The 23,794-nt window shown below is 66.9% G+C and carries 23 protein-coding genes and 1 pseudogene; 8 read left to right on the plus strand and 16 right to left on the minus strand.

The features are described from left to right. Positions 1–251: 251 nt before the first annotated feature. A complete protein-coding gene (locus ARC23_RS05605; RefSeq protein ID WP_057496326.1) occupies positions 252–1,196 on the minus strand; it encodes a chemotaxis protein in 945 nt (314 codons plus the stop codon). A gap of 233 nt (positions 1,197–1,429) precedes the next feature. Here ARC23_RS05605 and flgA point away from each other — a divergent pair, with 233 nt between their 5' ends. From flgA to ARC23_RS05625, 4 genes are all read left to right on the plus strand, one after another. Beyond that, a complete protein-coding gene (flgA, locus tag ARC23_RS05610) occupies positions 1,430–2,086 on the plus strand; it encodes a flagellar basal body P-ring formation chaperone FlgA (RefSeq protein WP_057496327.1) in 657 nt (218 codons plus the stop codon). 75 nt (positions 2,087–2,161) lie between these two features. After that, the gene (gene flgM / locus ARC23_RS05615) at positions 2,162–2,467 is read left to right on the plus strand and encodes a flagellar biosynthesis anti-sigma factor FlgM (RefSeq protein WP_057496328.1); all 306 of its coding nucleotides are present in this window, start codon (positions 2,162–2,164) and stop codon (positions 2,465–2,467) included. Further along, positions 2,464–2,802 (plus strand): flagella protein, encoded by a 339-nt coding sequence (locus tag ARC23_RS05620; protein WP_057496329.1) that lies wholly within the window; start codon positions 2,464–2,466, stop codon positions 2,800–2,802. Before flgM ends, ARC23_RS05620 begins: the two co-directional genes overlap by 4 nt. 84 nt (positions 2,803–2,886) lie before the next feature. Then, positions 2,887–4,107: an ATP-binding protein gene (locus ARC23_RS05625; RefSeq protein WP_057496330.1), complete on the plus strand. Its 1,221-nt coding sequence runs from the start codon at positions 2,887–2,889 to the stop codon at positions 4,105–4,107. A gap of 74 nt (positions 4,108–4,181) precedes the next feature. On the opposite strand, the gene ARC23_RS05630 is transcribed toward ARC23_RS05625, so the two are convergent. Both ARC23_RS05630 and ARC23_RS05635 read right to left on the minus strand, forming a co-directional pair. Beyond that, complete coding sequence (locus ARC23_RS05630) at positions 4,182–5,954, minus strand: EAL domain-containing protein (protein WP_057496331.1); 1,773 nt, start codon at positions 5,952–5,954, stop codon at positions 4,182–4,184. A 4-nt stretch (positions 5,955–5,958) separates the two neighbouring features. Next, entirely contained in the window at positions 5,959–8,061 is a 2,103-nt protein-coding gene (locus ARC23_RS05635) for a sensor histidine kinase (RefSeq protein WP_057496332.1), read from the minus strand. A 130-nt stretch (positions 8,062–8,191) separates the two neighbouring features. On the opposite strand from ARC23_RS05635, the pseudogene ARC23_RS21375 reads away from it, so the two are divergent. Together ARC23_RS21375 and ARC23_RS05640 are read left to right on the plus strand one after the other, a co-directional pair. Beyond that, positions 8,192–8,921 (plus strand): annotated as a pseudogene (locus ARC23_RS21375) (PAS domain-containing protein); the annotation flags it as partial. Continuing rightward, positions 8,900–10,951: a putative bifunctional diguanylate cyclase/phosphodiesterase gene (locus ARC23_RS05640; RefSeq protein ID WP_411847890.1), complete on the plus strand. Its 2,052-nt coding sequence runs from the start codon at positions 8,900–8,902 to the stop codon at positions 10,949–10,951. The pseudogene ARC23_RS21375 and the gene ARC23_RS05640, both read left to right, overlap by 22 nt. A gap of 76 nt (positions 10,952–11,027) precedes the next feature. Here ARC23_RS05640 and ARC23_RS05645 read toward each other — a convergent pair whose 3' ends face one another. From ARC23_RS05645 to ARC23_RS05675, 7 genes are all read right to left on the minus strand, one after another. After that, a complete protein-coding gene (locus tag ARC23_RS05645) occupies positions 11,028–11,534 on the minus strand; it encodes a hypothetical protein (RefSeq protein WP_057496334.1) in 507 nt (168 codons plus the stop codon). Between the two features lie 67 nt (positions 11,535–11,601). Then, positions 11,602–11,817 carry a hypothetical protein gene (locus ARC23_RS05650; protein WP_057496335.1) on the minus strand — a complete coding sequence of 72 codons (216 nt, stop codon included), beginning with the start codon at positions 11,815–11,817 and terminating at the stop codon, positions 11,602–11,604. A 98-nt stretch (positions 11,818–11,915) separates the two neighbouring features. Continuing rightward, positions 11,916–13,106, minus strand: coding sequence for a methyl-accepting chemotaxis protein (locus tag ARC23_RS05655; RefSeq protein ID WP_057496336.1), 1,191 nt, complete (start codon positions 13,104–13,106; stop codon positions 11,916–11,918). Between the two features lie 161 nt (positions 13,107–13,267). After that, entirely contained in the window at positions 13,268–13,882 is a 615-nt protein-coding gene (hflD, locus tag ARC23_RS05660; protein ID WP_057496337.1) for a high frequency lysogenization protein HflD, read from the minus strand. Beyond that, positions 13,879–15,021 carry a tRNA 2-thiouridine(34) synthase MnmA gene (mnmA, locus tag ARC23_RS05665; RefSeq protein ID WP_057496338.1) on the minus strand — a complete coding sequence of 381 codons (1,143 nt, stop codon included), beginning with the start codon at positions 15,019–15,021 and terminating at the stop codon, positions 13,879–13,881. Before mnmA ends, hflD begins: the two co-directional genes overlap by 4 nt. Beyond that, positions 15,018–15,479, minus strand: a complete 462-nt coding sequence (locus ARC23_RS05670) for an NUDIX hydrolase (protein ID WP_057496339.1) — start codon at positions 15,477–15,479, stop codon at positions 15,018–15,020. The genes mnmA and ARC23_RS05670 overlap by 4 nt, the downstream gene beginning before the upstream one ends. A 1-nt stretch (position 15,480) precedes the next feature. Beyond that, on the minus strand, positions 15,481–15,954 hold the full coding sequence (locus ARC23_RS05675; RefSeq protein ID WP_057496340.1) for a hypothetical protein: 474 nt from the start codon (positions 15,952–15,954) through the stop codon (positions 15,481–15,483). Positions 15,955–16,066: 112 nt separating this feature from the next. On the opposite strand from ARC23_RS05675, the gene clpS reads away from it, so the two are divergent. Further along, positions 16,067–16,393, plus strand: coding sequence for an ATP-dependent Clp protease adapter ClpS (gene clpS, locus ARC23_RS05680; RefSeq protein WP_057496341.1), 327 nt, complete (start codon positions 16,067–16,069; stop codon positions 16,391–16,393). 99 nt (positions 16,394–16,492) lie between these two features. Here the strand turns inward: clpS and ARC23_RS05685 are convergent, their stop codons facing one another. Continuing rightward, positions 16,493–17,305 (minus strand): APH(6) family putative aminoglycoside O-phosphotransferase, encoded by an 813-nt coding sequence (locus ARC23_RS05685; protein WP_057496342.1) that lies wholly within the window; start codon positions 17,303–17,305, stop codon positions 16,493–16,495. 138 nt (positions 17,306–17,443) lie between these two features. Between ARC23_RS05685 and clpA the strand changes: the two genes are divergently transcribed. Continuing rightward, entirely contained in the window at positions 17,444–19,729 is a 2,286-nt protein-coding gene (clpA, locus tag ARC23_RS05690) for an ATP-dependent Clp protease ATP-binding subunit ClpA (protein ID WP_057496343.1), read from the plus strand. A 152-nt stretch (positions 19,730–19,881) separates the two neighbouring features. Here clpA and ARC23_RS05695 read toward each other — a convergent pair whose 3' ends face one another. The 5 genes from ARC23_RS05695 to trxB form a co-directional block, all read right to left on the minus strand. Further along, on the minus strand, positions 19,882–20,154 hold the full coding sequence (locus ARC23_RS05695) for a hypothetical protein (protein ID WP_057496344.1): 273 nt from the start codon (positions 20,152–20,154) through the stop codon (positions 19,882–19,884). A 171-nt stretch (positions 20,155–20,325) separates the two neighbouring features. Then, positions 20,326–20,544: a translation initiation factor IF-1 gene (gene infA, locus ARC23_RS05700; protein ID WP_005409596.1), complete on the minus strand. Its 219-nt coding sequence runs from the start codon at positions 20,542–20,544 to the stop codon at positions 20,326–20,328. 86 nt (positions 20,545–20,630) lie between these two features. After that, a complete protein-coding gene (gene aat, locus ARC23_RS05705) occupies positions 20,631–21,371 on the minus strand; it encodes a leucyl/phenylalanyl-tRNA--protein transferase (RefSeq protein ID WP_057496345.1) in 741 nt (246 codons plus the stop codon). A gap of 63 nt (positions 21,372–21,434) precedes the next feature. Next, on the minus strand, positions 21,435–22,556 hold the full coding sequence (locus ARC23_RS05710) for a GNAT family N-acetyltransferase (RefSeq protein WP_057496346.1): 1,122 nt from the start codon (positions 22,554–22,556) through the stop codon (positions 21,435–21,437). Positions 22,557–22,657: 101 nt separating this feature from the next. Next, entirely contained in the window at positions 22,658–23,629 is a 972-nt protein-coding gene (gene trxB, locus ARC23_RS05715) for a thioredoxin-disulfide reductase (protein WP_057496347.1), read from the minus strand. Positions 23,630–23,794: the final 165 nt, after the last annotated feature.

A 23,794-nucleotide genomic window follows, 5' to 3' on the forward strand; every position in this document is an offset into this window, starting at 1 on the left:
TTACTGTGGCGGTTGCGGACACAACCTAAGTATATTCCTGCGCGCCGTTGCCTCGCCGTGGAGGACAGGATGTAAACGCTTCCACGTCCACGCAGGACAAAGGATGTCCTGCGGTAGGGGGCCAGACCCCTTTCAGGGATTTGACCCCTGGCGAGTACGGGGTCAGATCCCCGCAGGGGCTCTGACCCCGTGGTCGACGCGTTGCGATACAGGGTCGGAGCCCGTTCCGGGATCCGACCCCGCGGCCGGCCTTACGCCGCCATCGCGACCTTGCGCAGGCGGTCCAGCACGAAGTCGGCCAGTTCGTGCGGCGAGTACTTGGCGACGAAGGCGTTGGCGCCGACGCGCTCGACCATCGCATTGTTGAATACGCCCGAAAGCGAGGTGTGCAGCAGCACGTACAGGCCGGCCAGGCCCGGATGGCGCCGGATTTCCGTCGTCAGCGTGTAGCCGTCCATGGCCGGCATCTCGATGTCCGAAATGACCATGGCGTAGCGCTCGGCCGGGTTTTCACCGGAGGCATGGATCTGCAGCAGGTGGTCCAGCGCCTGCTTGCCGTCGGAGAGCAGGGTGGCGCCCACGCCCAGCTGGTCCAGCACGCTGCGGATCTGCTGGCGGGCCACGCGCGAGTCGTCCACCACCAGCACCTGCAGCTGCGGGCCATCGGCCGGCATCGCCAAGGCCGGATCCAGTACGGCTTCGCCGCGGACCTGGGCAATGTCGGCCAGCACGCTTTCCACGTCGATCACCTGGATCAGTTCACCCTGGAAGCGGGTCACGGCGGTCAGGTAGCTCGATTCGGCACCCAGCTCCGGCGGCGGGTGGATGTCTTCCACCGCGATGTTGACGATGCGCTCGACGCCACTGACCAGGAAGCCCTGGATCGAGCGGTTGAACTCGGTCACCACCAGGTAGCCCGGCGACGTATCCGCATCGGGTTCACGTTCGGGGTGGCCGATCGCCAGGCCCAGGTCCAGCACCGGCACCGAGCGCCCGCGGACATCGGCCACGCCGGCGAACTGGCTCGGCAGCCCGGGCACCTGGAACAGCTCCGGGCGACGCAGGACTTCCTGTACCTTGAAGACGTTGACGCCAAAAAGCTGACGGCCGCCGAGGCGGAACAGCAGCAGCGCCAGGCGATTGTGGCCGGCCAGTCGGGTCCGCTGGTCGATCCGGTTGAGCAGGTCATGGGACATGGCTGCTGTATCGGCGTGGTGGGCGCCAAACTTGAGGGCGCCTTGCCGCCCGCGCGCTCCGCACCGCTTTTTATGGAGCCGAGCCATGCTCGACCGAGGCTCTTGTAGAGTCGAGCCATGCTCGACTGGCTGTTCGGAGAAAAAGCAGTCGAGCATGGCTCGACCCTACAAAGGCAACGCTCTGGCACGTCCCTTGCACGCTGCTGGGCCAGGTCCCATTGACAGGAGGCGCCATGCGCCGGGTCACATCTCTATTGGCCATCGCACTTGCCCTGGCCTCGCCGTGGGCGAAAGCCTCCGACTGGCAGCCCGTAGCCAGCATCCGCGCGGCCGCATTGTCGACCCTGCCGGCCGGCAGCGAAGGCGAGGCGCAGGTGGCCGATGCGCTGCGCCTGCCGAAGTGCGGGGGGGCGTTGCAGGTGCAGCCCACCGCCAACACCACGGTGGAAGTCAGCTGTCCGGATGCGGGCGGCTGGCGCCTGTTCGTGCCGGTAAAGGTGCGCCGCAACCAGACCGTACTGGTGCTCAACCGTGGAATCGGTACTGGAGAAACCCTGACCGCCGCCGATATCACCACTGCCCAGCGTGACGCCGCCCGGATTGCCGGCGCGGTGCTGGCCGATCCGAATGCGGCGATCGGCCGCATCGCCCGCCGTCCATTGCAGGCCGGAGCGCTGCTGTCGAACAACGATCTGGTGGTGCAGCGTCTCATCAAGCGAGGAGACAACGTCGCACTGGTTTCGCGTCGCGGCTCGGTCGAGGTCCGCATTGCCGGTCGCGCGATGGGCGATGCCGGTGAGAACGAACGGGTCTCGGTCGAGAACCTGTCCTCGCGGCGGATCGTGCAAGGCACGGTCGATGCCGCAGGTGACGTAATCGTGGCGCGTTGATTTAGTGCAAGAAATCCCTAAAGATCACGGCCCTGCGGCCGTTATCCCTTGTGAACGGCAACTCCAGGACACCCCATGAGCCAGAAAATCGACGGCAACCTGCAGGTCCCCCAGGCACTGCGCAGCGTGACGACCCCGGCCAGCAAGCCCGGCGTCAGCAGCGATTCGCCGGCACGCCCGGTCGAGGCGGCCGACAGCCTGCGCCTGACCGGCGAGGCCACCAATCTGCAGGCCATCGAGCGCGAGCTGAGCACCGCTCCGGCCATCGACGCCCAGCGCGTGGCGGCCGTGCGCGAATCGCTGCAGAACGGCACCTACAAGATCAATCCGGACGCGATCGCATCGCGCATGCTCGAGCTGGACCAGCAGCTGCAGGGATGACGGCGGCGATGAGCGAGCCGCTGCAGCGCCTTGCCCAGGCCCTGGACGTTGAACGCCAGGCCCTGGTCGAGCACGACGTGCATGCCCTGATCCGGGCCACCGGGGCCAAGCTGGAAGCGCTGCGGGCGCTGGAAGGCGCGCCGCCGGTCGGGCAGGGCGAGCAGCTGCAGGAACTGGCCGAGCGCAATCGCGCCAACGGCGTGCTGCTCTCGCGGCGCCGGCGTGAAGTCAACTGGGCGCTGCGCCAGCTCGGCCGTACCGAGGACACCTCGTCCTACGATGCCAAGGGCCAGTCGCACGCCATTACCGCAGGCCGCCCGCTCGCCGTCGCCTGAGGCGGCGGCCGATCTCCTTCGCCGGGCTGAAGCCCGCTGCACGACCGCGTATATTGGGCGCCTGTTCGAACGCTCCGAGTTGCCGTGTCCGCTGCCAACGCCCTCGTTACTGCCCCCCTTCCGCCGCAGCCGGTGCTGCAGGCCCTGCTCGAGCGCCTGCGCGAAGGCCTGCTGCTGTTCACCGAGGACGGGCAGGTGGCCCTGGCCAACCCGGCCGCGCAAGCCCTGCTCGGCAGCGCCGAAGAAGCCGCATTGCCACCGCCGCAGCGCCTGCGTGAACTGCTGCCGCCGGACGCACTGGAACACGCGCGCCAGCAGGGGCAGTGGAATGGCAGCCTGCCGCTCGGCGAGGGCGTGGTCATCGCGCATCTCTACCATCATGGCCCGGTGGGCCAGGGGCATTTCCTGGCGCTGTTCCGCCATATCGAAGGCCAGGAAGATTACGAACGCGAACTGCAGCAGCGCCATGCCGAGCTGCGCCAAGCCTACCTGCGCCTGAACGGCACGCAGGAAAAGCTGCTGCAGTCGGAAAAGATGGCGTCCATCGGCCAGCTCGCCGCCGGCGTCGCGCACGAGATCAACAATCCGATCGGCTACGTGCACTCCAATCTGGGTAGCCTGCAGGAGTACCTGCGCAGCCTGTTCACCGTGATCGAGGCCTACGAGCGCGCGTTGCGCGCGCCCGATCCGAAAGCGCTGATTCCGGAAATCGACGATATCCGTGACCGCCTGGACATCGACTTCATCAGCCGCGACCTGCCGCAGCTGATGGCCGAGTCGCGCGAAGGCATCGAACGGGTGACCCGCATCGTGCGCGACCTGAAGGACTTCTCGTATTCCGGCCGCGACGAGTCCTGGAAGCTGGTCGACCTGCATGCGGGCCTGGAATCGACCATCAACATCATCTGGAACGAGCTCAAGTACAAGGTCACCCTGGTGCGGGAGTTCGGCCAGCTGCCGCTGGTGGAATGCCTGCCGTCGGAGTTGAACCAGGTCTACATGAACCTGCTGCTCAACGCCGGCCACGCCATCGCCGAGCGGGGCACCATCACGGTGCGCACCGGTGTTGATGGCGATCACGTGTGGGTCGAGTTCGAAGACACCGGCGGTGGCATCTCGCCGGAACTGCGCCAGCGCATCTTCGATCCGTTCTTCACCACCAAGCCCGTTGGCAGTGGCACCGGCCTGGGCCTGTCGATCTCCTACAGCATCATCAACAAGCATCATGGCCGCATCGACCTGGACAGCACCCCGGGCGTGGGCTCGCGCTTCCGCGTGGTGCTGCCGGTGAAGCAGCCGCGCTGACCATGGTTCTGTAGAGTCGAGCCATGCTCGACTGCTTTTGGTCGTAGTCGAGCATGGCTCGACTCTGCATGTGGTCACCGCAGCGGTCGATCCTCGCCGCCGTCCCCGCTCTCCACCGGCGCCGGCCCGGCATTGCTGCGGCGCTGTTCCTCGTAGGTGCGGAACGCCTGGTGGATGTGCTTGCGCAGCTCGTCGTCATTCCAGGGCTTGGTCAGGAAGCGATAGATCGCACCGCGGTTGATCGCATCGGTCACCGTGTTCAGATCGGTGTAGCCGGACAGTACCAGGCGGATCGTGTCCGGGTAGAGCATCTTCACCCGCCCCAGGAACTCGGTGCCGCTCATGTCGCTCATGCGCTGGTCGGACAGGATCACCTGCACGTCGTTGATCGCCAGCAGGTCGAAGGCATCACGCACGTTGCCGGCGGCCAGAATGCGGTAGCCATCGCGACGGAACAGGCGCACCAGCGAACGCAGCACGTTTTCTTCGTCGTCCAGCAACAGCAGCGTGCGGTCCGGCCGGGTTTCAGCGAAAGCCTCCGGGCGCAGGTAGCGGCGGCGCAGGGTCATGCCGGCGGCATCGGCCGACATCGGCTCGCCGAACAGATAGCCCTGGAACACATCACAGTCGTTGCGGCGCAGGAAGCCCAGCTGCGCCTGCGATTCCACGCCATTGGCAATGACCGTCATGCCCAGCTGGTGGCCCATGGCGATGATCGCGCGGGCGATGGCCGCCTCGCGGTTGCCGGCCGGCGCGCTCTTGATGAAGCTGCGGTCGATCTTCAGCTTGTCCACCGGGTAGCGCACCAGTGCGCTGAGGCTGGAGTCGCCAGTGCCGAAGTTGTCCAGGCTCAGGCTGATGCCCTCGTTGCGCAGGTTGGCCAGCGTCTCGTGCACGAAATTGACGTTGTTGGTCAGCGCACTTTCATTGATCTCCAGCGTCAGCATCTGGGCCGGCACGCCGGCGGCCTGCATCAGGCCCATCACCTCGGCAAAGAAGTTGGGGCGCAGCAGCTGCAGGGTGGACACATTGACCGCGATGGTGAAATCGTCAAAGCCCTGGTCGCGCCACAGCCGTGCCTGCTTCAACGCACCCTCCAGCACCCAGGTGCCGATCTGCACGATGATGCCCAGCCGCTCGGCGGTGCGCATGAAGCGTTCCGGCACCAGCATGCCCAGCGTGGGCGACTGCCAGCGCAGCAGCGCTTCCATGCCCACCACGTGGCCGTCGCGGGCGCTGACCAGCGGCTGGTAGCGCAGCTTCAGCTCGCCATTGGGAATGGCATCGACGATCTGGCGCGCGATGATGCTCTCGCTGTGCGCGCTGGGCGGGGTATCCACCGCGTGGATGCGCACTGCATTGCCGCCTTCGCGGGCGGCCTGGTACAGCGCGTCTTCGGCATGATCGAGCAGGCGCGAGGCACTGCTGGCGTGTTCCGGGCACAGGCTCACGCCGAGCTTGCCGGTCATGAACAGGGTGTAAGGCAGCACCGACAGCGGCAATTCCATCTGCTGGCGGATTTCCTCGGCGAAATCCTCCGGCAGCGGCACATCGTCGGTGCGCGGTACGGCCAGCAGGAACTCGTCGCTGCCATGCCGCCACAGCTTGCCGCGCCCGCGCAGGTAGGATTGCAGGCGCTGTGCCACCAGTACCAGCGCCTGGTCGCCCACTTCGGCACTCATGTTCTCGTTGACCGAGGCGAAGTGGTCGATGTCCACGTGCATCAGCATCAGTGCCGTGCCCCCGGAGGCGGCTTCGGCGACCATCGCCTGCAGCTCGGGGTTGCCGGCGCCAAGACGATCGGGCGCATCATCGATGCTGACCGGGGGCAGGTTGGGATTCCACATAGGCTCAGTATTCCGGTGACTCGGCAGCGGCCATGCCGGCCGCCTGGTAGGGGAGATGGACATCGACCAGGGTACCTTCGCCGTGCGCCGATTCGATCCGCACGTGGCCGCCCACGCTCTGCGCGCGCTCGCGCATCACGATCAGGCCGAGGCCGCGTGGACCGTCCGGGTCGAAGCCTTCGCCGTCGTCGCGGATCTGCAGGTGCAGCCCGCGCTGGCCGACGTCGCGCAGCTGCAGCTGCACCTGGCTGGCACGTGCGTGGCGCAGCACGTTGGTCAGGCTTTCCTGGGCGATGCGGAAACAGGCTTGTTCAATGCTGGTGTCCGGCCGATGCGGCAGTGACTCGATTTCGGCCAGCAGCTCCACTGGCGAAGAGCGGAACAACACCCGGGCCTGCCAGCTCAATGCGGCCTCCAGCCCCAGCGCATCCAGCTGCGGTGGGCGCAACAGGGTCGAGATGTCGCGTAGCTTGGCCACCGTGGTGTCGGCCAGGCTGACGATCTGCGCCAGGTCATCGGCGCGCCGGTGCGGATCCTCTTCCTCCTGCGCGGCATGCGCAGAGAGCTTGATGGCGGTGATCGCCTGGCCGATGTCGTCGTGCAGGTCACGCGAGATCGCGCGGCGCTCATCCTCCTGCAACGAGAACAGGCGGCCGGCCATGGCCTGCAGCTCGCGGTTGCTGGTTTCCAGCGCGCTGCGCGTGCGCTCCGAATCGCTCAGGTCGCGCACGATCAGCAGCTTGCAGTCGCGACCGCCGTACCGGACTTCGCCCACGGCCAGCCCCGCGTGGAAGCTGCGCCCGTCGGCACGCTGCATGGCCACCACACTGCTGTGGCCCGGGCCCAGATGCAGCTGGCCGGCGCGCAGCTGGCTGCGCACCCGCGCCAGATCGCCGGCGGCCACCAGTGCCGACAGCGGTTCGCCCAGCAGGGTGTGGCTGCCATAGCCAAACAGGCTGGCGGCCCAGGCATTGGCGTACAGCACATGCTCCTCGGACAGGATCACCACGCCGTCGGGCAGCACCCGCACCAGTTCGCGGAACTGTTCCTCACGCTCACGCAGCAGGCGCCGCGACTGTTCGCGCTCGGTCACATCCTGCAGGGTGCCCAGCACGCGGCTGCGCCCGGCCTCGTCGAATCCGCTGGCGGCACGCAGGTGCACCATCAACGCGCGCCCGTCCATCGACAGCAGGGGCAGCAGCACGTCCACCTGCACGGCCTCGCCCGAACACAGCTCGGACAGCAGCTGTTCGGTCTGCGCGGCGGTGGCCGGGTCGGCCGGCACCAGCAGCTCGTCGAACCGGTGCCAGCGGCGGGCCTCGGGCGGGCGGCGGCCGAGCAGGCGGTAGACCTGGTTGGAATAGCGCCCCAGGCCGGTCGACGGATCCAGTTCCCAGGCGCCGATCCGGGCCAGCTCATGGGCTTCTTCCACGCGCGCCAGTGCCTGGTCACGGCGCAGCTGGGCCAGGTCTTCGGCGGTACGGTCGATGGCAATCAGCAGTCGTGCATTGTGGCCGTCGAAGCCGATGGCATTGGAGCGCAGCTCCATCTGCCGCAGCGACCCGTCACGCAGCTGCAGCTGCGTGCGCAGGATGCACAGCTCCTCGGGGGCCTCGCGGATTGCTTCCAGCTTGGTCTGCAGGGCCTGGTCCTGGCCAGGTGGCCACAGCGCGTCGATGGTCTGCTCCAGCAGTTCGTCGCGCTCCCAGCCGAAAGCGCTGCAGGCGGCCGGGTTGGCATCAAGGATGGCCAGCGTGTCCAGGTCGTAGACCAGGATCGGGCCAGGGTTGCCTTCGAACATCTGCCGCAGGCGCAGCTCCGAGGCCTGCTGGCGGGCATGGGTATGCAGCACGTGTTCGGCCAGCGGGCGCAGCAGCAGGTAGAGCAGCCCCGCACTGGCCAGTGCGAAGAACGAGCCCTTCAGCCCCTGCCACAACGCCGCCTGCTGCGGATCGGGGATGAAGGCCTGCACCGCGCTGTCGGTGGAGATCATCCAGGCCAGCGCCATCACCAGGTAGCTCAGCACCACCCGCCGCCGGTCGCGGCTCAACGCCTGTGCCATCCGCGGGTCGGGAGCAGGGGCGTTGCCGGTCGGTTCTGCGGGCATGGACAGGGCGGAAGAAGGGGTCGCCGGCCATCTTACCGCGCAGGTGTGCCCTGCCACTCAATTATCCGCTGCAGGGGCCGTTAACCACTGCGTGCCCCGCTGACGGGCGTGTCATCCGGAGCAAGATCGCGTGGACCAAGGGATCATCGCCAGCCTGCTGCAGCACCCGCTTGCGTCGGCACTGGTCATCGTCGACCGCACCGGCCGCCCGCTGGCGGCCAATGCGGCCGCGCGCGAGCATGGGCTGCCGGCCACCGTGGCCGCGTATGCCCCGATGCTGGAAGATCTTCGGCTGATGGCGGCCGATGGTGGCATCGTGGCCTGCACGCTGCCGGGTGGCCCGCGCGGTCATTTCGATGGCCACCTGCGCGCCGTGCATGACGGTGCCGGCAATCTGCTGGCCTTCACCCTGAGCATTCCCGAACCGGTTCCGGTGGATGGGGGCGGGCGCTGGGAGCTGGCGCTGGACAGTGCCGGCCACAGCCTGTGGGACTGGGACATCCCCAGTGACCGGGTGGCGCGGACACCGGCGCTGGCGGATGAAAGCGCCACCGCGATGCTCTCGCGCGTACACGGCGATGACATCGTGCAGGTCCGCGCTGCGCTGGACGAACACCTGCGCGGCCTGAGCGAGCAGTACAGCGCGCAGTTCCGCTTCCGCCAGGCCGATGGCCAGTGGCGCTGGGTGCTGGACCGTGGCCGGGTGGTGGCGCGTACCGCCGACGGGCAGCCACTGCGGATGGTCGGCACCCATACCGATATCGAGCAGCAGAAGCAGCTGGAAGCCCTGCTGCAGGAGCAGCAGCTGCATCTGAGCGAGGCCCAGCGCATTGCCAGCATGGGCAGCTGGTCGTTCGATCCCAACACAGGGCATTTCTGGTGGTCGCCGGAGCTGCGCTCGCTGCTCGCCCTGGACCGCGGGGCCGTGCCCGGCCGGCGGCGCTGGCTCAAGCAGCTGCATCCGCGCTCGCGTGGCGCGTTGCGTGCGGCATGGCGGCGCCTGTGGCGCGATGGCCGTGCTGCCAACCTGGAGCTGGAGCTGACCCGGGGCAGCGAACCCTCGCAGCATCTGCGCCTGTGGATGCAGCCGCTGCTGGACATGGACGGCCAGCCCAAGCGCCTGCTCGGCCAGGTGCAGAACATCACCGAGCAGCACCAGACCGATGCGCTGATCCGTTGGCGCACCGAGCTGCTCAACCGCGTTTCCGCGTTGGGGCGCATCGGCGGCTGCGAGATCGAAGTGCAGACCCGGCACATGCAGTGGACCGAAGAGTGCTACCGCATTCACGGCCTGCGCAAGGAGCCGATCACGCTCGACCAGGCGCTGGCCCTGTACACCGAGGATTCGCGCAACGCTTTCGAAGCAGCACTGGGTCGTATTGGCGGCGGCGGGCTGCCTGAACAACTGGACCTGTGCTTCTACCGCCAGTCAGGCCTGCGGGTGTGGGTGCAGGTGCTGATCGAGCTGGACCGCCGCGACGGCCTGCCAGCGCGCTTCGTGGTGCTGTTCCGTGACATCACCCGCGAACGCGAAGCCAACGAACGCATCGAGCTGCTGGCCCATTACGATCTGCTGACCGGCCTGCCCAACCGGGTGCTGCTCGGCGAGCAGACCGCCGAGGCCATCGAGGAAGCGCGCGATCGCGGCACCTCGCTGGCGATGCTGTTCATTGATCTGGATGGCTTCAAGACCATCAATGACAGTTTTGGTCACGCCACCGGCGATGCGCTGCTGAAGGCCGCTGCTACACGCCTGCACCAGAACCTGCGCAACAACGACCTGTTCGGCCGCTTCAGTGGTGACGAATTCATCGTGGTGCTGCGCGACCTGGCCGAGCCGGAAGACGCCGGCCACGTGGCGCGCAAGCTGATCGCCTCGTTGGCCGAGCCGCTGCGCCGTGGCGAAACCACGTTGAAGGTCGGCGCTAGCGTCGGCATCGCGATGCTGGGCGATGCGCAGACCGACTTCGATTCACTGCTGCGTGCCGCCGACGCCGCCATGTATGCGGCCAAGGAAGCGGGCCGCAATACCTACCAGTACTACAGCCAGGATGCGCTGGCCCGTATCCAGCGCCGGCTTGAGCTGGAGCATGGCCTGCATGGCGCGATCGAACGCGAAGAGTTCAGCCTGGCCTACCAGCCGCTGCTGCATGCGCACCATGGCGAGCCGCCGGCGATCGAGGCGCTGCTGCGCTGGCATCGGCCCGGTATCGGCTACTGCAGCCCGGCTGAGTTCATTCCGATTGCCGAGAAATGCGGCGAGATCGTGCGCATCGGCGACTGGGTGCTGAACGAAGCCTGCCGCCAGGCCACCGCCTGGGACCGCGCCGGGCTGCATTTCGACCGCATCGCGGTCAATGTGTCGGCGGTGCAGCTGCGTGACCGCGGGTTCGCCGAACGCGTGATCGAGATCTGCCATGCCCACGGCTGGCCGCCACAGCGGCTGGAACTGGAGCTGACCGAGTCGGCGCTGATCCGTGACACCGACATCCTGCGCCACTGCTTCGATGTGCTGGAACGGCACGGCGTGCCGCTGGCGGTGGATGACTTTGGTACCGGTTTCTCCAACCTCAATTACCTCAACCGATTCCCGGTCGGGCGCCTGAAGATCGATCGCAGTTTCGTGCAGGGCATGCTGCATGATTCAGGCACGGCCGAAGTGACCCAGGCCATCGTGCACCTGGGCCACGCGCTGGGCATGAAGGTGGTGGCCGAGGGCGTGGAAACGCACCAGGAAGAAGACATGCTGCGCCGCCAGGGCTGCGACGAGATCCAGGGCTACCTGTACTCGCGCCCGCTCAGCCCGCGCGACCTGGCGCAGTGGCTGCGCCAGCCACAGCCGGCTTCGCTGCGCACCGATGCCAGTGGGGAAGTGGTGCTGGTGCGCTGACAGGCAGACTCTGGTGGGTGCCGGCCGTTGGTCGGCACGGGTGCCTGCACGCGCGACCATCCACACATGGCGTGGATTACCTCGGAAACTCCACCTTCAACTGCATGCGGAGCGCTTCGACGATCGCCGCATAGCGCCGCTTCTGGACCAGATAGCTGCCAACGAACAGCGGCAGCACCAGCAACATCGGCGCCACCACCGGGCGCATCGCTACCAGCGGCAACAGCAGCAGCGACAGGATCGCCACGAACCAGCTGCACAGGCCGATCACCCGCACCTCATGCCGTCGCGCGTTGAGTGCGATACGACCGCGCATCACCGGAAAGTAGCGCAGGCCGAAGCTCGGTGCGAAGCTCTCGCGGAACGCCATGCTGCCATCGGGCAGCGCATGGAAAGCCAGTCGCAGCCACTTGTCCTGCGGCAGGTCACGTTCCAGGTTGCCCAGCGAGAGCCGGGCCTGCATGGCCGGTGACGCCGCGATGCGCTCATTGAACAGGGTGATGCCCCAGCTGAAATAGCTGGCCACCCAAGCCATCAGAAGGACGGTCTCGATCAGCAGGAGTGCGATCAGGGCGATGGCCATCGGTCTTCCATGAACGGGACCGGTGCATCATGCCATGGGGATGACCCATCCCACGCGTCGCGTGGATCTACTTCAGGGCTTCGCCATCCAGCCCGAGATCCCAGGCCAGGCCCAGCAGTTCGCCGTCCGCCCGCGACGGGGTAGGGCGCGCATCGGCCAATTGCTGCAGCTCGCGGATCTCTTCGCGGGCGACCTCTTCCAGCTGTTGCAGCTGCTCACGCACGCTCGCGTTGCGCGGGCGTTCGGCGTCAGTAAGGGAGGGCAGGGCGCGGATCAGGGTCATGGTGCGTGTACAGGATGCATGCAACGGCGGGTCACAGGCAAAGGCCCCGGACGAGCCGGGGCCTTGCGGGCTGCCGGCGAGGGCAGCGGACATCAGGATCAGAACAGCTCGACGGTGCCGGCGCCCATGCTCTGCTGGGCAACCGGCTTGTGCGGCGGGCGTTCCCATTCGCTGCGCAGCTCGCGCAGGCGGCTGCCGGTGCGCTGCAGGGCGGTGGCGATCTCTTCGTCGAACACGCCGCCGTTGCGGTGCAGCAGTTCCTGCAGGGCCACCGCTTCGCGGTTGATCGCGGTCAGGCGGTCCAGGTGGGTGTGCACGCCGCCCAGCGCCTGGGTGGCGATGTCCTCGAACTGCAGGGCGCGCACGGCTTCGGCCACGCTGCCATCGATCGCTCGGGCGCATTCGGACACTTCGCGCATGCCGTCGCCCAGCGAGGCGTTGATCTGCGCGACGTTGTCGAGCATCGCTGCCGCTTCCTGGCGCGCTTCGCGGGAGCGGTCCATGTCACGCGAGGCCATGTGCGAGACCGTCTCGCGCACCTTGGCGATGGCGTCCTTGGAGCTGTGCGCCAGCTTGCGGATCTGTTCGTTGAAGGTGGTCGAGCGCTCGGACAGGTTGCGCACTTCGTCGGCGACCACCGCGAAGCCACGACCGGCTTCACCGGCACGCGCCGCTTCGATGGCGGCATTGAGCGCCAGCAGGTTGGTCTGGTCGGCAATCGACTTGACGTCTTCCAGCAGCGCGAAGATGCCATCCAGGTGCTGCGCCATCTGGTCGATGTGCTGCACGGTGGTGCTGCTCTGGCCGCTCACCTGTTCCAGCGCTTCCACCAGCTGCTCCATGCGGTGGCTGGCGTGCTGGGCGAAACGGGCAACGTCGAGGCCGGCATTGCCTTCATCACCGGCGCGATCGACGATGCGCGACAGGGCCTGGCTCTGCTGGCGCGACTTGCGGTTCATGGCATCGAAGCTGCCGCCGAGGCTGGAGACCGCCTGGCGGATCAGGTCACGTGCGCGTTCCACTTCGCCGCGCGAGCCGTCGATCTCGTTGCCGACGAAATTGCGCAGTTCGGTCAGCAGCTGGTCCTGCTCACGCAGCACACGGGCATGTTCCGGGGAACGATGCGCCTGGGCGCGGGTGGTCCACCACGCAAAGCCGAGCCAGCTCAGCGTCATCGTGGTCAGGATCGCCCAGCGCAGGGCGGCCGGCCATTCGAAACCGATGGCGAAGGGGAGCAGCAGGGTCAGGGCCAGGGGGGCGGCCAGACGGATGAAAATGCGTGAGTACATGGACGTTCTCGGGAGGTGCACGGAGGATGTATCGGCCGTACCCCCTTTCTCTTTAACGTCGATGTGCCTCGAAGTGCATTCTGAATGCGCCGGTTTTCCGGCGCTTGGCGGCTCGGGGGTCGGATCCCTTTTCATGGAAAAGGGCTCTGACCCCCACGCCCTCAGGCCAGCTGCCGGTCCACAGCCTCGATCATCGCCTTGCGGCCGAACAGGAAGTCCCAGTAGCTGCCGCCCAGCTGCCGCCACAGTACCGCCGAGCGCACCGCAGCCAGCAGCAGGGCGCGGATCTCGGCCACCACGCCGGCCTGGCCCAGGTAATGCGGGTTGCCCTGCACCATCACCCGCGGCTTGAGGTGGCTGATGGTGTCTGCGTACAGCCCCCCCAGGCTGGCCAGCACGTCGGGGTGGCCGCTGTCGCCCAGTTCGGCGGCCTGGCGCTGTGCGCGCTCGATGCCGGTGGCAACCTTGTTCACCGTGGCACCGTCCTGCACGAAGCGGCGCTCCAGCTGCAGTACCGACAGGGCCAGCTTGGGCAGGATCGGGTCCTGGCCCTGGCTGCGGAAATAGTTGTGCAGCAGGCGCAGGCCTGCCTTGAGCGCATGGCGGTCACCGAACACCGCCTGCGGCGAGGACGCATCAACGCGGAACACGCTGTCCACGGCAGTACGCACGGCGGCGGCGTCGGAATGCCCGGTATCGGCGATGCGGCGGACCTGCTGCAGGGCCTGGGCAATGCCGGCCAAAGCCAGGACGCGGTCGTCGACAGTGAAACTCATGCAGCAATTACCTCAAAAGGAGAAGGGGTGGTGCGCAGGCGCTGTTCCAGCGGCGCGTCGGTGGCGGCGATCACCGCACCGCCCAGGCACACCTCACCGTCATACAGCACCAGCGACTGGCCGGGGGTGACGGCGCGCTGCGGGCGGGCGAAGGTGACCAGTACGCTGCCATCATCCAGCACCTGGACCGTACACGGCTCGTCGGGCTGGCGGTAGCGGGTCTGCGCGGTGCATTCAAAGCGACGCGCCGGCGGCGAACCGGCAATCCAGTGCGCGGTCTCCGAGCGCAGGCGCTCGGAGAGCATCCATGGGCTGTCACGGTCCTGGTCCACGTACAGCACGTTGCTGGCCACATCCTTGCCGACCACATACCACGGCGCGGCCGGACGGCCACGCACGCCGCCGATGTTCAGGCCCTCGCGCTGGCCCAGGGTGAAATAGAACACGCCGGGGTGTTCGGCGATCACGCTGCCGTCGGCCGGGTCGAGGATCTGGCCGGGCTTGGCGGGCAGGTAGCGGCCGAGAAACTCGCGGAAGTCACGCTCACCAATGAAGCAGATGCCGGTGGAGTCCTTCTTGGCGTGGGTGGGCAGGCTGACATCGCGCGCAATGCGGCGCAGATCGCTCTTCTCCAGGTCGCCGATCGGGAACAGGGTGGCCGCCAGCTGCTGCTGGCCCAGCTGATGCAGGAAGTAGCTCTGGTCCTTGGAACGGTCGGCGCCGCGCAGCAGCAGCCACTGCTGGCCGCGCTGGGTCACCCGCGCGTAGTGCCCGGTGGCGATGCGCTCGGCACCCAGTTCGCGGGCAGCATCCAGGAAGTGCTTGAACTTCACTTCGCGGTTGCACAGCACATCCGGGTTGGGGGTGCGCCCGGCCGCGTACTCGGCCAGGAAGTGCTCGAACACGCCCTGCCAGTACTCGCTGGAGAAGTCCCTGAAGTGGAACGGGATGCCGAGCAGGCCGCACACTGCCACCGCATCGCGCCGGTCATCCTCGGCCCGGCAGTCGCCGCTGCCGTCGTCGGCCCAGTTCTGCATGAACAGGCCGGCCACGGCCTCGCCCTGCTGTACCAGGCGCCAGGCGGCGACCGAGGAGTCGACGCCACCGGAGACGCCCACCATCACGCGCGGAGTGCTCATGCGACCTCCCGGACCAGGGAAAGCGGATGGCGCTGGCCACCCAGGTAATCGGCCACCACCTGCCAGACCAGCGGACTGCGCTGGCGCTCGCCTGCGGCCTGCAGCTCGGCCGGGGTCAGCCACAGCGCGCGGTCGATGCCGGTGTCCAGCGGTTGCGCCGGGTCGTGCGAGACCGGGCGCGCGGCATAGCAGAAGCGCAGGAAGGCGGTACCGTCGCCGGCGGTCCACTGGTAGCAGCCGATGAAATGGGTCAGTGCGACCGTCCAGCCGGTTTCCTCGCGGGTCTCGCGCAGGGCCGCCTCGGCCAGGCTTTCGCCTGGCTCGAGGTGGCCGGCCGGCTGGTTCAGCACCTGGCGGCCATCGATGGTTTCTTCAACCAGCAGCACGCGGCCACCGTCGACCACCACGGTGGCGACAGTGGCGTGCGGTGCCCAGCGCGGGTCCGGCGTGGTGTTCAACTCAGAAGTCGTCCTTCTTGGTCAGTTCCAGCTCCATCGCATCGGCGGTGCGGATGGCCGCATCGATGGCGTCGCTGAGCTGGTCCGGGGTTGCGTCTGCATCGATCTTCACCACGAACATGGCGGTGCTGTCCTGCTTCACCCAGCCGCCCATCTTGGCATCCTGCGAATCTTCCAGCAGGCGGTTGGCCACGGCCACCGGGAACTGCTTGGTCTTGGCGCTGTAGGCCGGCGACCAGATCTCGCGGATGTTGTGGCTGCCGAAATCCTCAACCGCCGAGCGCACGTAGACCATCTGGGTGCGATCGCCTTCGACGTCGAAGACCATGCGGTAGTCGCCGTCCTCGTCGACTTCGTAGGTATAGCCCAGCTTGTCCAGGTGGCGGGCCACGGACTTGTCAGCCTCCGGTGCGGCAACGGCGGAGCCGGTGGCGGCCAGGCCAAGCAGCAGGGCGGGCAGAAGCGTCCTTTTCATGAAGATCCTGTGAAGCGAATTTGAAAGAAGGTGCAATTGTGACGGGGGGCGTCCGTGCCGTCCAATCTGCGGCGGGCCGACGCAGGCTCGGCACAGGCCTTATAATGGACGGATGCCTCGCGAGTCTTCCCCCGATTCCCATCACGAGCACGGTATTGCCGTGGAGCCCGCGCGCCCGGAAGTGGCGCCGCCGCCGTTCTACCAGGTGATGCTGCTCAATGACGACTACACCCCGATGGATTTCGTGGTGGATGTGCTGCAGCAGTTCTTCAGCATGGACCTGGACAAGGCCACGCAGGTGATGCTGCATGTCCATACCCGTGGCCGCGGGGTGTGCGGGGTGTTCACCCGCGAAGTGGCCGAGACCAAGGTCGCCCAGGTCAACGAGTATTCGCGCATGAACCAGCATCCGCTGCTGTGCACGATGGAAAAGGCCTGACCGGCCTTTTGTAGAGTCGAGCCATGCTCGACTGCTGTTCGTACGGGCATCCAGATCGCTGCCAGGGCAGCCGAGCGTGGGCTCGGCTCTACGGTTGGATTACCCCTCCGCCAGCGCCTCCAGGGCCATCCGGGCGACTGCCTCGTCGATATCGGCGGGGTCGCCATCATCCCGGAACCAGACCGCTGACAGTCCGGCGCTGGCCGCGATCCAGCGCAGCAGGCGACGGGGCTCGATGCCGGCCAGCGCACTGACCTGTTGCAGCCGTGCGGCAAACCGTTCAGGCCGCGTGGCGACGTGGATGCCCGGGCCGCACAGGTCCGGGTTGCTGAACATCGTCGTGTAATCGAACGCACGGTCGCCCAGCAGGCGCTTGGGGTCGATCGCCAGCCAGCCGCGCGCGCCGAAATCCAGCACGTTGTCGTGGTGCAGATCGCCGTGCAGTGGCCGGATCTCCTGCTCGTCCTGCAGCAGCGTCAGCGCCAGCGATCTGCACTGTTCCAGCAGTGGCGGCAACGCGGCCCTTGGCTGCAGCAGGTCGGCGAACCATGTACGCAGGCGCACCAGGTCACTGGGCGCGGTGCTCCGTGGCCGGTGCAGCCGCTGCAGGACCTGGCACAGCAGGGTGGTGCAGGTGTCGTCTTCGCCATTGATCGAGCGCTGCCGCAGCGAGTCGCCGGCGGCGCGCTCGATCAGGATGGCCGGCCCCTCATGGGCCAGCAGGCGGGCGGCGCCGTCACCGTCCCACCAGCGCAGCAGCCGATGGGCGTTCTGCTCTTCGGCTTCGTCGCTGACCTTGAGCATCGCCGGTTCGCCGGCGGCGGTCAGTACCGGCCAGAGCCGGGCGTGGGGCGTTTCGATGGCCGCCCCATCACGCCGCAATCGCCAGTGGCTCAGGTAGGGTTCGCTCATGCCGGGTGGGCTGTCCTGGGGTGAATGAAGATCAAGCAATCTGTACTGCTAACGCCATCTGAACGCTGCAATCCGCTAGGGTGATGGAAATCGCGTAGTCAGGCCGCATATTGTCCCCATCTGCCGCCGGAGTAATCCATGTTCAGCAAAGACCTCGAACACACCATCGGCCAGTGCTACAAGCGCGCCCGTGAGGCCCGGCATGAGTTCATGACGGTCGAACACCTGCTGTTGGCACTGCTCGACAACCCGTCTGCCCAGGCCGTATTGAAGGCCTGCGGGGCCGACGCCGAACGCCTGCGCCAGGAGCTGGAACAGGCCATCGAGGCCTCCGTGTCCCGCCTGGCCGAAGATGACGGGCGCGATACCCAGCCGACCCTGGGCTTCCAGCGCGTGCTGCAGCGGGCCGTGTACCACGTGCAGTCCTCGGGCAAGAAGGAAGTCACCGGCGCCAACGTGCTGGTGGCCATCTTCGGTGAAAAGGACTCCCACGCCGTCTATTACCTCAACCAGCAGGACGTGACCCGGCTGGACGTGGTCAATTACCTGTCCCATGGCATCGCCAAGCTGGGCGAGGAGGGCGAGCAGCCGTCTTCGTCCTCCGAGGGCGAAGGCCGCATGGAAGGGGGCGAGGGCGAGCCCAAGGGCGACGCCCTGACCGAGTTCGCCAGCAATCTCAACGAGCAGGCCCGGGCCGGCCGCATCGACCCGCTGGTCGGGCGTGCCGACGAGATCGAACGCACCATCCAGGTCCTGTGCCGCCGCCGCAAGAACAACCCGCTGTACGTGGGTGAGGCCGGCGTGGGCAAGACCGCCATTGCCGAGGGCCTGGCCCGCCGCATCATCGAGGGCTCGGTGCCCGACGTGCTGGCCGACGCGGTGATCTACTCGCTCGACCTGGGCGCGCTGGTGGCCGGCACCAAGTACCGCGGCGACTTCGAGAAGCGCCTGAAGAGCGTGCTGACCGCGCTGAAGAAGGTGCCCAACGCGGTGCTGTTCATCGACGAGATCCACACCATCATCGGTGCCGGTTCGGCGTCGGGCGGCACCATGGACGCGTCCAACCTGATCAAGCCGGCGCTGGCCTCGGGCGAGCTGCGCTGCATCGGTTCGACCACCTTCCAGGAATACCGCGGCATCTTCGAGAAGGATCGCGCGCTGGCCCGCCGCTTCCAGAAGATCGACATCGTCGAACCGACGGTGGGCGAGACCTACGAGATCCTGCAGGGGCTGAAGTCCAAGTACGAGCTGCACCACGGCGTGACCTATTCCGACGAGGCGCTGCAGGCGGCGGTGGACCTGTCGGTGAAGCACATCGGCGACCGCCTGCTGCCGGACAAGGCCATCGATGTGATCGATGAGGCTGGCGCGCGCCAGCGCCTGCTGCCGGAAGGCCAGCGCAAGGAGCTGATCGACGTCGAGGAAGTGGAGGCGATCGTGGCCAAGATGGCGCGGATCCCGGCCAAGCAGGTCAGTGCCACCGACAAGGACGTGCTGCAGCACCTGGAGCGCAACCTGAAGATGGTGATCTTCGGCCAGGACCCGGCCATCGGCACCCTGGCGTCGGCGATCAAGCTGGCCCGTTCGGGCCTGGGCAACCCGGAAAAGCCGATCGGCAACTTCCTGTTCGCCGGCCCGACCGGTGTCGGCAAGACCGAGGTGACCAAGCAGCTGGCGCTGCAGCTGGGCATCGAGCTGGTCCGCTTCGACATGTCCGAGTACATGGAGCCGCATTCGATCAGCCGCCTGATCGGTGCGCCCCCCGGCTACGTCGGCTTCGACCAGGGCGGCCTGCTGACCGAGAAGATCGTCAAGACCCCGCACTGCGTACTGCTGCTGGACGAGATCGAGAAGGCGCACCCGGACATCTTCAACATCCTGTTGCAGGTGATGGACCGCGGTGTGCTGACCGACACCAATGGTCGCGAAGCCAACTTCAAGAACGTGGTGCTGGTGATGACCACCAATGCCGGTGCGGCACAGGCCTCGCGGCGTTCGATCGGCTTCACCAAGCAGGACCATGCCACCGATGCGATGGAGACCATCCGGCGCGCGTTCACGCCTGAGTTCCGCAACCGCCTCGACGCGGTGGTGCAGTTCCAGCCGCTGGGCTTCGAGCACATCCTGCGCGTGGTCGACAAGTTCCTGATCGAGCTGGAGATGCTGCTGCAGGAGAAGCACGTCAGCCTGTCGGCCACGCCGACCGCACGTGATTGGCTGGCCCACCACGGCTTCGACCCGCTGATGGGTGCGCGCCCGATGGCCCGCGTGATCCAGGACAGGATCAAGCGTCCGTTGGCCGACGAGCTGTTGTTCGGCAAGCTGGTCAACGGCGGCAAGGTCAGCATCGATGTGCGCGACGACGAGCTGGTGGTGGAGACCCAGGCCGAGCCGGAACGGCTGCTGCCGATCACGGTGGAGTGAGCTGACGCCTTAGGCTTGGCGTTGAAAGACCTGACATGACAAGGGCGGCTTCGGCTGCCCTTGTTGTTTCCAGTGGGCCTGTCGTCCGCGGCCTTGCTGGAGCGGAATGGGGGTGCCAATGCTGTTCACCGGCACGATGGCCTTTGGCGGCATCAGGCCGCGATCGAACGGAACCCCTGCTGGCGGCCCTGGTCGCCGCCAGCCTCGATGACGAATGCGACCGCCTCGTGCGGAATGTGCAGTCGTTGCTTGAGCGTGTTGCCCATGTGCGGGATCTCGCGCTGCACAGCCAGGTACAGGGGGTGGGAGGCGTCCATGCTGGTACAGACCAGGCAGGGCTGGCCGAACCAGGTGCCGTCCGGTCCCTTGCTGGCATAACAGCGGCTGGTGACAGACTGCGGGTCCAGGACGATCAGGTAGGTCATGCGCGCAACGCCCTCTGTGAAGAACGCGTTGAGTCTAGAGTCCTGGCGCGATGCTGGACTTCAGACAAAGACGAAAATCGAACCGTTTCGAAGCCGGGCACGTTCTTCCGCGCACGACAAAGGGCCAGCAGCAAGGCCGGCCCTGTCAGAGTGGCGCAATGCGCCGACCGCTTACTTCATGCGGTAGGTGATACGACCCTTGGTCAGGTCGTACGGGGTCATTTCAACCTTGACCCGGTCACCGGTGAGGATGCGGATGTAGTTCTTGCGCATGCGGCCGGAGATGTGGGCGATGATTTCGTGCCCATTTTCCAGGCGAACGCGGAAAGTGGTGTTCGGCAGCGTCTCGCTGACGGTGCCCTCGAACTCGATGGAATCGTCTTTCGACATGTAGTCCTGTGCGGTTCAGAAAACGGCCACGCTGGGCCTAAGGCGCGGTATTTTACGCGTGATGCGGCCAGCTTGCAAAGTTTGCGTTAACCCTCGGCCAAACGCTTCGCCGGCAGGCGTCCGACGGCCCGGGTCCAGGGCCCTTCACGGCCCTCGCGGCGCACCGCCCGGCGCAGGTGGTCCAGGAACTCGGCGCGCGGCAGGTGCTCGGCCCCCATCCGCAGCAGGTGCGGATTCTCCACCTGTGCATCGATCAGTTCCCAGCCCCAGTCATGCAGGGTGGATGCCAATGCGGCCAGGGCGATCTTGGAGCCGCCACTGGCGCCACTGAACATGCTTTCGCCGAAGAACATCGCGCCGATCGCCACGCCGTAGATGCCGCCGACCAACGTCTGCCGGTCCCAGACTTCAAAGGAGTGGGCGAAGCCCAGGTCGTGCAGCTGGCTATAGGCGTCGACCATGGCCGGGCTGATCCAGGTGCCGTCCTGGCCGGGGCGAGGGGCGGCGGCACAGGCGCGCATCACCTCGCGGAAGGCCACATCGGCAGTGACCTCCCATTGGCTGGCGCGCAGCTGGCGACGGAACCGGCTGGACAGGTGCACGCCCTCGGTGCGGAACACCATGCGCGGATCGGGCGACCACCACAGGATCGGCTCACCCTCGCTGAACCACGGGAAGATGCCGCCGGCATAGGCGTTGAGCAGGCGCAACGGGTGCAGGTCGCCACCGACGGCGAGCAACCCATCAGGTTGGCGCAGCGCGGTCTCGGCCGGAGGAAAGGGCGCGTCCGGCGCATCGGCCAGGCGCCAGGGCAGCGGGCGGGTCATGCCCGCAGTGTAACGGGGGTCGATGCCAACCCTGGTTGGCATGTCGGTCAAGCGAGCCGGACGCTACTCCGCGCGGAATGGGCTATGCCCCAGCAGCGCCTGCTGGTAACGACGCACCTCGCGCCGTTCCTGCTGGCACCAGTCCTGAAGGGCTTCTGCGAACTCCGCATCGGCCACCCGGTGCCGGCTGCGCACCCGCGTCGGCAGGAAACCCCGCGCCAGCTTGTGTTCGCCCTGTGCGCCGGGCTCGAAGCGCGTCAGCCCTTCGCGAAGGCAGTACTCGATGCCCTGGTAATAGCAGGCCTCGAAATGCAGGCCGGGCAGGGTGGCGCCGCCCCAGTAGCGCCCGTACAGCGTGTCGCCACCGCGCAGGCACAGCGCGCCGGCAATCGGCTCGCCGTCCTGTTCGGCCAGGAACAGCACCAGCCCGCGGCCCAATGAAATGGCCAGGTGGCGCAGGAAGGCGTCGGTGAGCGCCGGGGCGTTGCCGTACTCGAGGAACGTCTGCAGATAGAAGCGATACATCGCCTGCAGGTCGGCACGACTGGCTTCATCGCCGTGCACCACGCGGAAGGTGATGCCCTGGCGGGTGACCTTGGCCCGTTCCTGGCGGATGTTCTTGCGATGCTTGTGGTTCATCGCACCGAGGAACTGATCGAATGTCGCCCAGTCACCCGGGTTCTGCCACTGGAACTGCACGTCTTCGCGCAGCAGCCAGTCATCGCCGAACAGCGCTTCGTCCGCTGCGGTGTGGAAGTTGATATGGGCCGAGGACACGTCCAGTGCAGGCAGCGCCTCGCGCAATGCCGACAGCAAGGTGGCGCGATCTGAATCGTGACGTGCCAGCAACCTCGGGCCGGTGACCGGCGAGTACGGCACCGCGCCCAGCCATTTCGGGTAGTAGTCGCGGCCATGACGGGCATACGCGTTGGCCCAGGCATGGTCGAACACGAATTCGCCGTGCGAATTGGTCTTCAGGTAGCCCGGAATGGCGCCGACCAGGGTGTCGCCTTCCCAAAGCGTGAAGTGCCGGGGCTGCCAGCCCCAGTCCTCGCGCAGGCAGCCGTGCTGTTCAAGGCCTGAGAGGAAGGCGTGGCTGACGAAGGGGTTCTGCCCGTCGTGCAGGGCATCCCAGTCAGTGGCGGCAATGGACTGCAGGGCGTCGAGGAAGCGGGGGGAGGGCATGGGGAGAGGATAGGGCAGATGAAACAGAAAGGCCGACGCATTGGCGTCGGCCTTTTGCCTGGGTCGAGCATGGCTCGACGCTACAGGAACGGGTTCGCCTCTCAGCTGGCCTTGCCCTGTGCGTCCAGGTAGCGCTCGGCGTCCAGTGCGGCCATGCAGCCGAAACCGGCCGAGGTGATCGCTTGGCGGTAGTGCTGGTCGGCCACGTCGCCGGCGGCGAACACGCCTTCCACCGAGGTCTGGGTGGCGTTGCCGCCCAGGCCGGAGCGGATCTCCAGGTAGCCGTTGTTCATCGCCAGCTGGCCGTCGAACAGCTGGGTGTTCGGATGGTGGCCGATCGCAACGAAGAAGCCGTGGGCGTCGATGTCACGGGTGCTGCCGTCCAGGGTCGACTTCACGCGCACGCCGGTCACGCCCGCCTCGTTGCCCAGCACTTCTTCCACCTGGTGGTGCCAGACCGTTTCGATCTTGCCGGCGGCAACCTTGGCAAACAGCTTGTCCTGCATGATCTTTTCCGCCTTCAGGGTGTCGCGGCGGTGGACCAGGTAGACCTTGCGGGCGATGTTGGACAGGTACAGGGCCTCTTCCACGGCGGTGTTGCCGCCACCGACCACGACCACGTCCTGGTCGCGGTAGAAGAAGCCGTCGCAGGTGGCGCAGGCGGACACGCCGCGGCCCTTGAAGGCCTCTTCGGTCGGGATGCCCAGGTACTTGGCGGTGGCGCCGGTGGCGATGATCAGGGCATCACAGGTGTACTCGTGGCTGTCGCCGATCAGCTTGAACGGGCGCTGGGAGACGTCAGCCGTGTGGATGTGGTCGAAGATGACCTCGGTCTCGAAACGCTCGGCGTGGGCCTGCATGCGCGCCATCAGGTCCGGTCCCATCAGGCCGTGGGCGTCACCCGGCCAGTTGTCCACCTCGGTGGTGGTCATCAGCTGGCCGCCCTGCTGCAGGCCGGTGATGACGACCGGCTTCAGGTTGGCGCGGGCGGCGTAGACGGCGGCGGTCCAACCGGCCGGGCCGGAACCGAGGATGACGAGGCGCTGGTGGCGGGAGGGCAGGCTGGTGCTCATGTAAACTCGCGAAAAGGTAGATGGGACAAGGCGCTGGCGATGTTTGCGCAGCATCCATGGCAGGTCATAGAGTGGCGGCTGGGGCGGGGTGATTCAAGCCGATGAACAGAACGCCGTCATCCAGCGGTGGTTCGGGCGCCCCACAGACACCGCAAGGCGTCGCAT

Source organism: Stenotrophomonas beteli (genome assembly GCF_001431665.1).
In the GTDB taxonomy this organism is placed as follows: domain Bacteria; phylum Pseudomonadota; class Gammaproteobacteria; order Xanthomonadales; family Xanthomonadaceae; genus Stenotrophomonas; species Stenotrophomonas beteli.

What these genes read in the sequence shown, in the direction of transcription:
- ARC23_RS05605 (WP_057496326.1), bottom strand. Translation starts at nt 1,196, where the DNA reads ATGTCCCATGACCTGCTCAACCGGATCGACCAGCGGACCCGACTGGCC.
- flgA (WP_057496327.1), top strand. Translation starts at nt 1,430, where the DNA reads ATGCGCCGGGTCACATCTCTATTGGCCATCGCACTTGCCCTGGCCTCG.
- flgM (WP_057496328.1), top strand. Translation starts at nt 2,162, where the DNA reads ATGAGCCAGAAAATCGACGGCAACCTGCAGGTCCCCCAGGCACTGCGC.
- ARC23_RS05620 (WP_057496329.1), top strand. Translation starts at nt 2,464, where the DNA reads ATGACGGCGGCGATGAGCGAGCCGCTGCAGCGCCTTGCCCAGGCCCTG.
- ARC23_RS05630 (WP_057496331.1), bottom strand. Translation starts at nt 5,954, where the DNA reads ATGTGGAATCCCAACCTGCCCCCGGTCAGCATCGATGATGCGCCCGAT.
- ARC23_RS05635 (WP_057496332.1), bottom strand. Translation starts at nt 8,061, where the DNA reads ATGCCCGCAGAACCGACCGGCAACGCCCCTGCTCCCGACCCGCGGATG.
- ARC23_RS05640 (WP_411847890.1), top strand. Translation starts at nt 8,900, where the DNA reads ATGGGCAGCTGGTCGTTCGATCCCAACACAGGGCATTTCTGGTGGTCG.
- ARC23_RS05645 (WP_057496334.1), bottom strand. Translation starts at nt 11,534, where the DNA reads ATGGCCATCGCCCTGATCGCACTCCTGCTGATCGAGACCGTCCTTCTG.
- ARC23_RS05650 (WP_057496335.1), bottom strand. Translation starts at nt 11,817, where the DNA reads ATGACCCTGATCCGCGCCCTGCCCTCCCTTACTGACGCCGAACGCCCG.
- ARC23_RS05655 (WP_057496336.1), bottom strand. Translation starts at nt 13,106, where the DNA reads ATGTACTCACGCATTTTCATCCGTCTGGCCGCCCCCCTGGCCCTGACC.
- hflD (WP_057496337.1), bottom strand. Translation starts at nt 13,882, where the DNA reads ATGAGTTTCACTGTCGACGACCGCGTCCTGGCTTTGGCCGGCATTGCC.
- mnmA (WP_057496338.1), bottom strand. Translation starts at nt 15,021, where the DNA reads ATGAGCACTCCGCGCGTGATGGTGGGCGTCTCCGGTGGCGTCGACTCC.
- ARC23_RS05675 (WP_057496340.1), bottom strand. Translation starts at nt 15,954, where the DNA reads ATGAAAAGGACGCTTCTGCCCGCCCTGCTGCTTGGCCTGGCCGCCACC.
- clpS (WP_057496341.1), top strand. Translation starts at nt 16,067, where the DNA reads ATGCCTCGCGAGTCTTCCCCCGATTCCCATCACGAGCACGGTATTGCC.
- ARC23_RS05685 (WP_057496342.1), bottom strand. Translation starts at nt 17,305, where the DNA reads ATGAGCGAACCCTACCTGAGCCACTGGCGATTGCGGCGTGATGGGGCG.
- clpA (WP_057496343.1), top strand. Translation starts at nt 17,444, where the DNA reads ATGTTCAGCAAAGACCTCGAACACACCATCGGCCAGTGCTACAAGCGC.
- ARC23_RS05695 (WP_057496344.1), bottom strand. Translation starts at nt 20,154, where the DNA reads ATGACCTACCTGATCGTCCTGGACCCGCAGTCTGTCACCAGCCGCTGT.
- infA (WP_005409596.1), bottom strand. Translation starts at nt 20,544, where the DNA reads ATGTCGAAAGACGATTCCATCGAGTTCGAGGGCACCGTCAGCGAGACG.
- aat (WP_057496345.1), bottom strand. Translation starts at nt 21,371, where the DNA reads ATGACCCGCCCGCTGCCCTGGCGCCTGGCCGATGCGCCGGACGCGCCC.
- ARC23_RS05710 (WP_057496346.1), bottom strand. Translation starts at nt 22,556, where the DNA reads ATGCCCTCCCCCCGCTTCCTCGACGCCCTGCAGTCCATTGCCGCCACT.
- trxB (WP_057496347.1), bottom strand. Translation starts at nt 23,629, where the DNA reads ATGAGCACCAGCCTGCCCTCCCGCCACCAGCGCCTCGTCATCCTCGGT.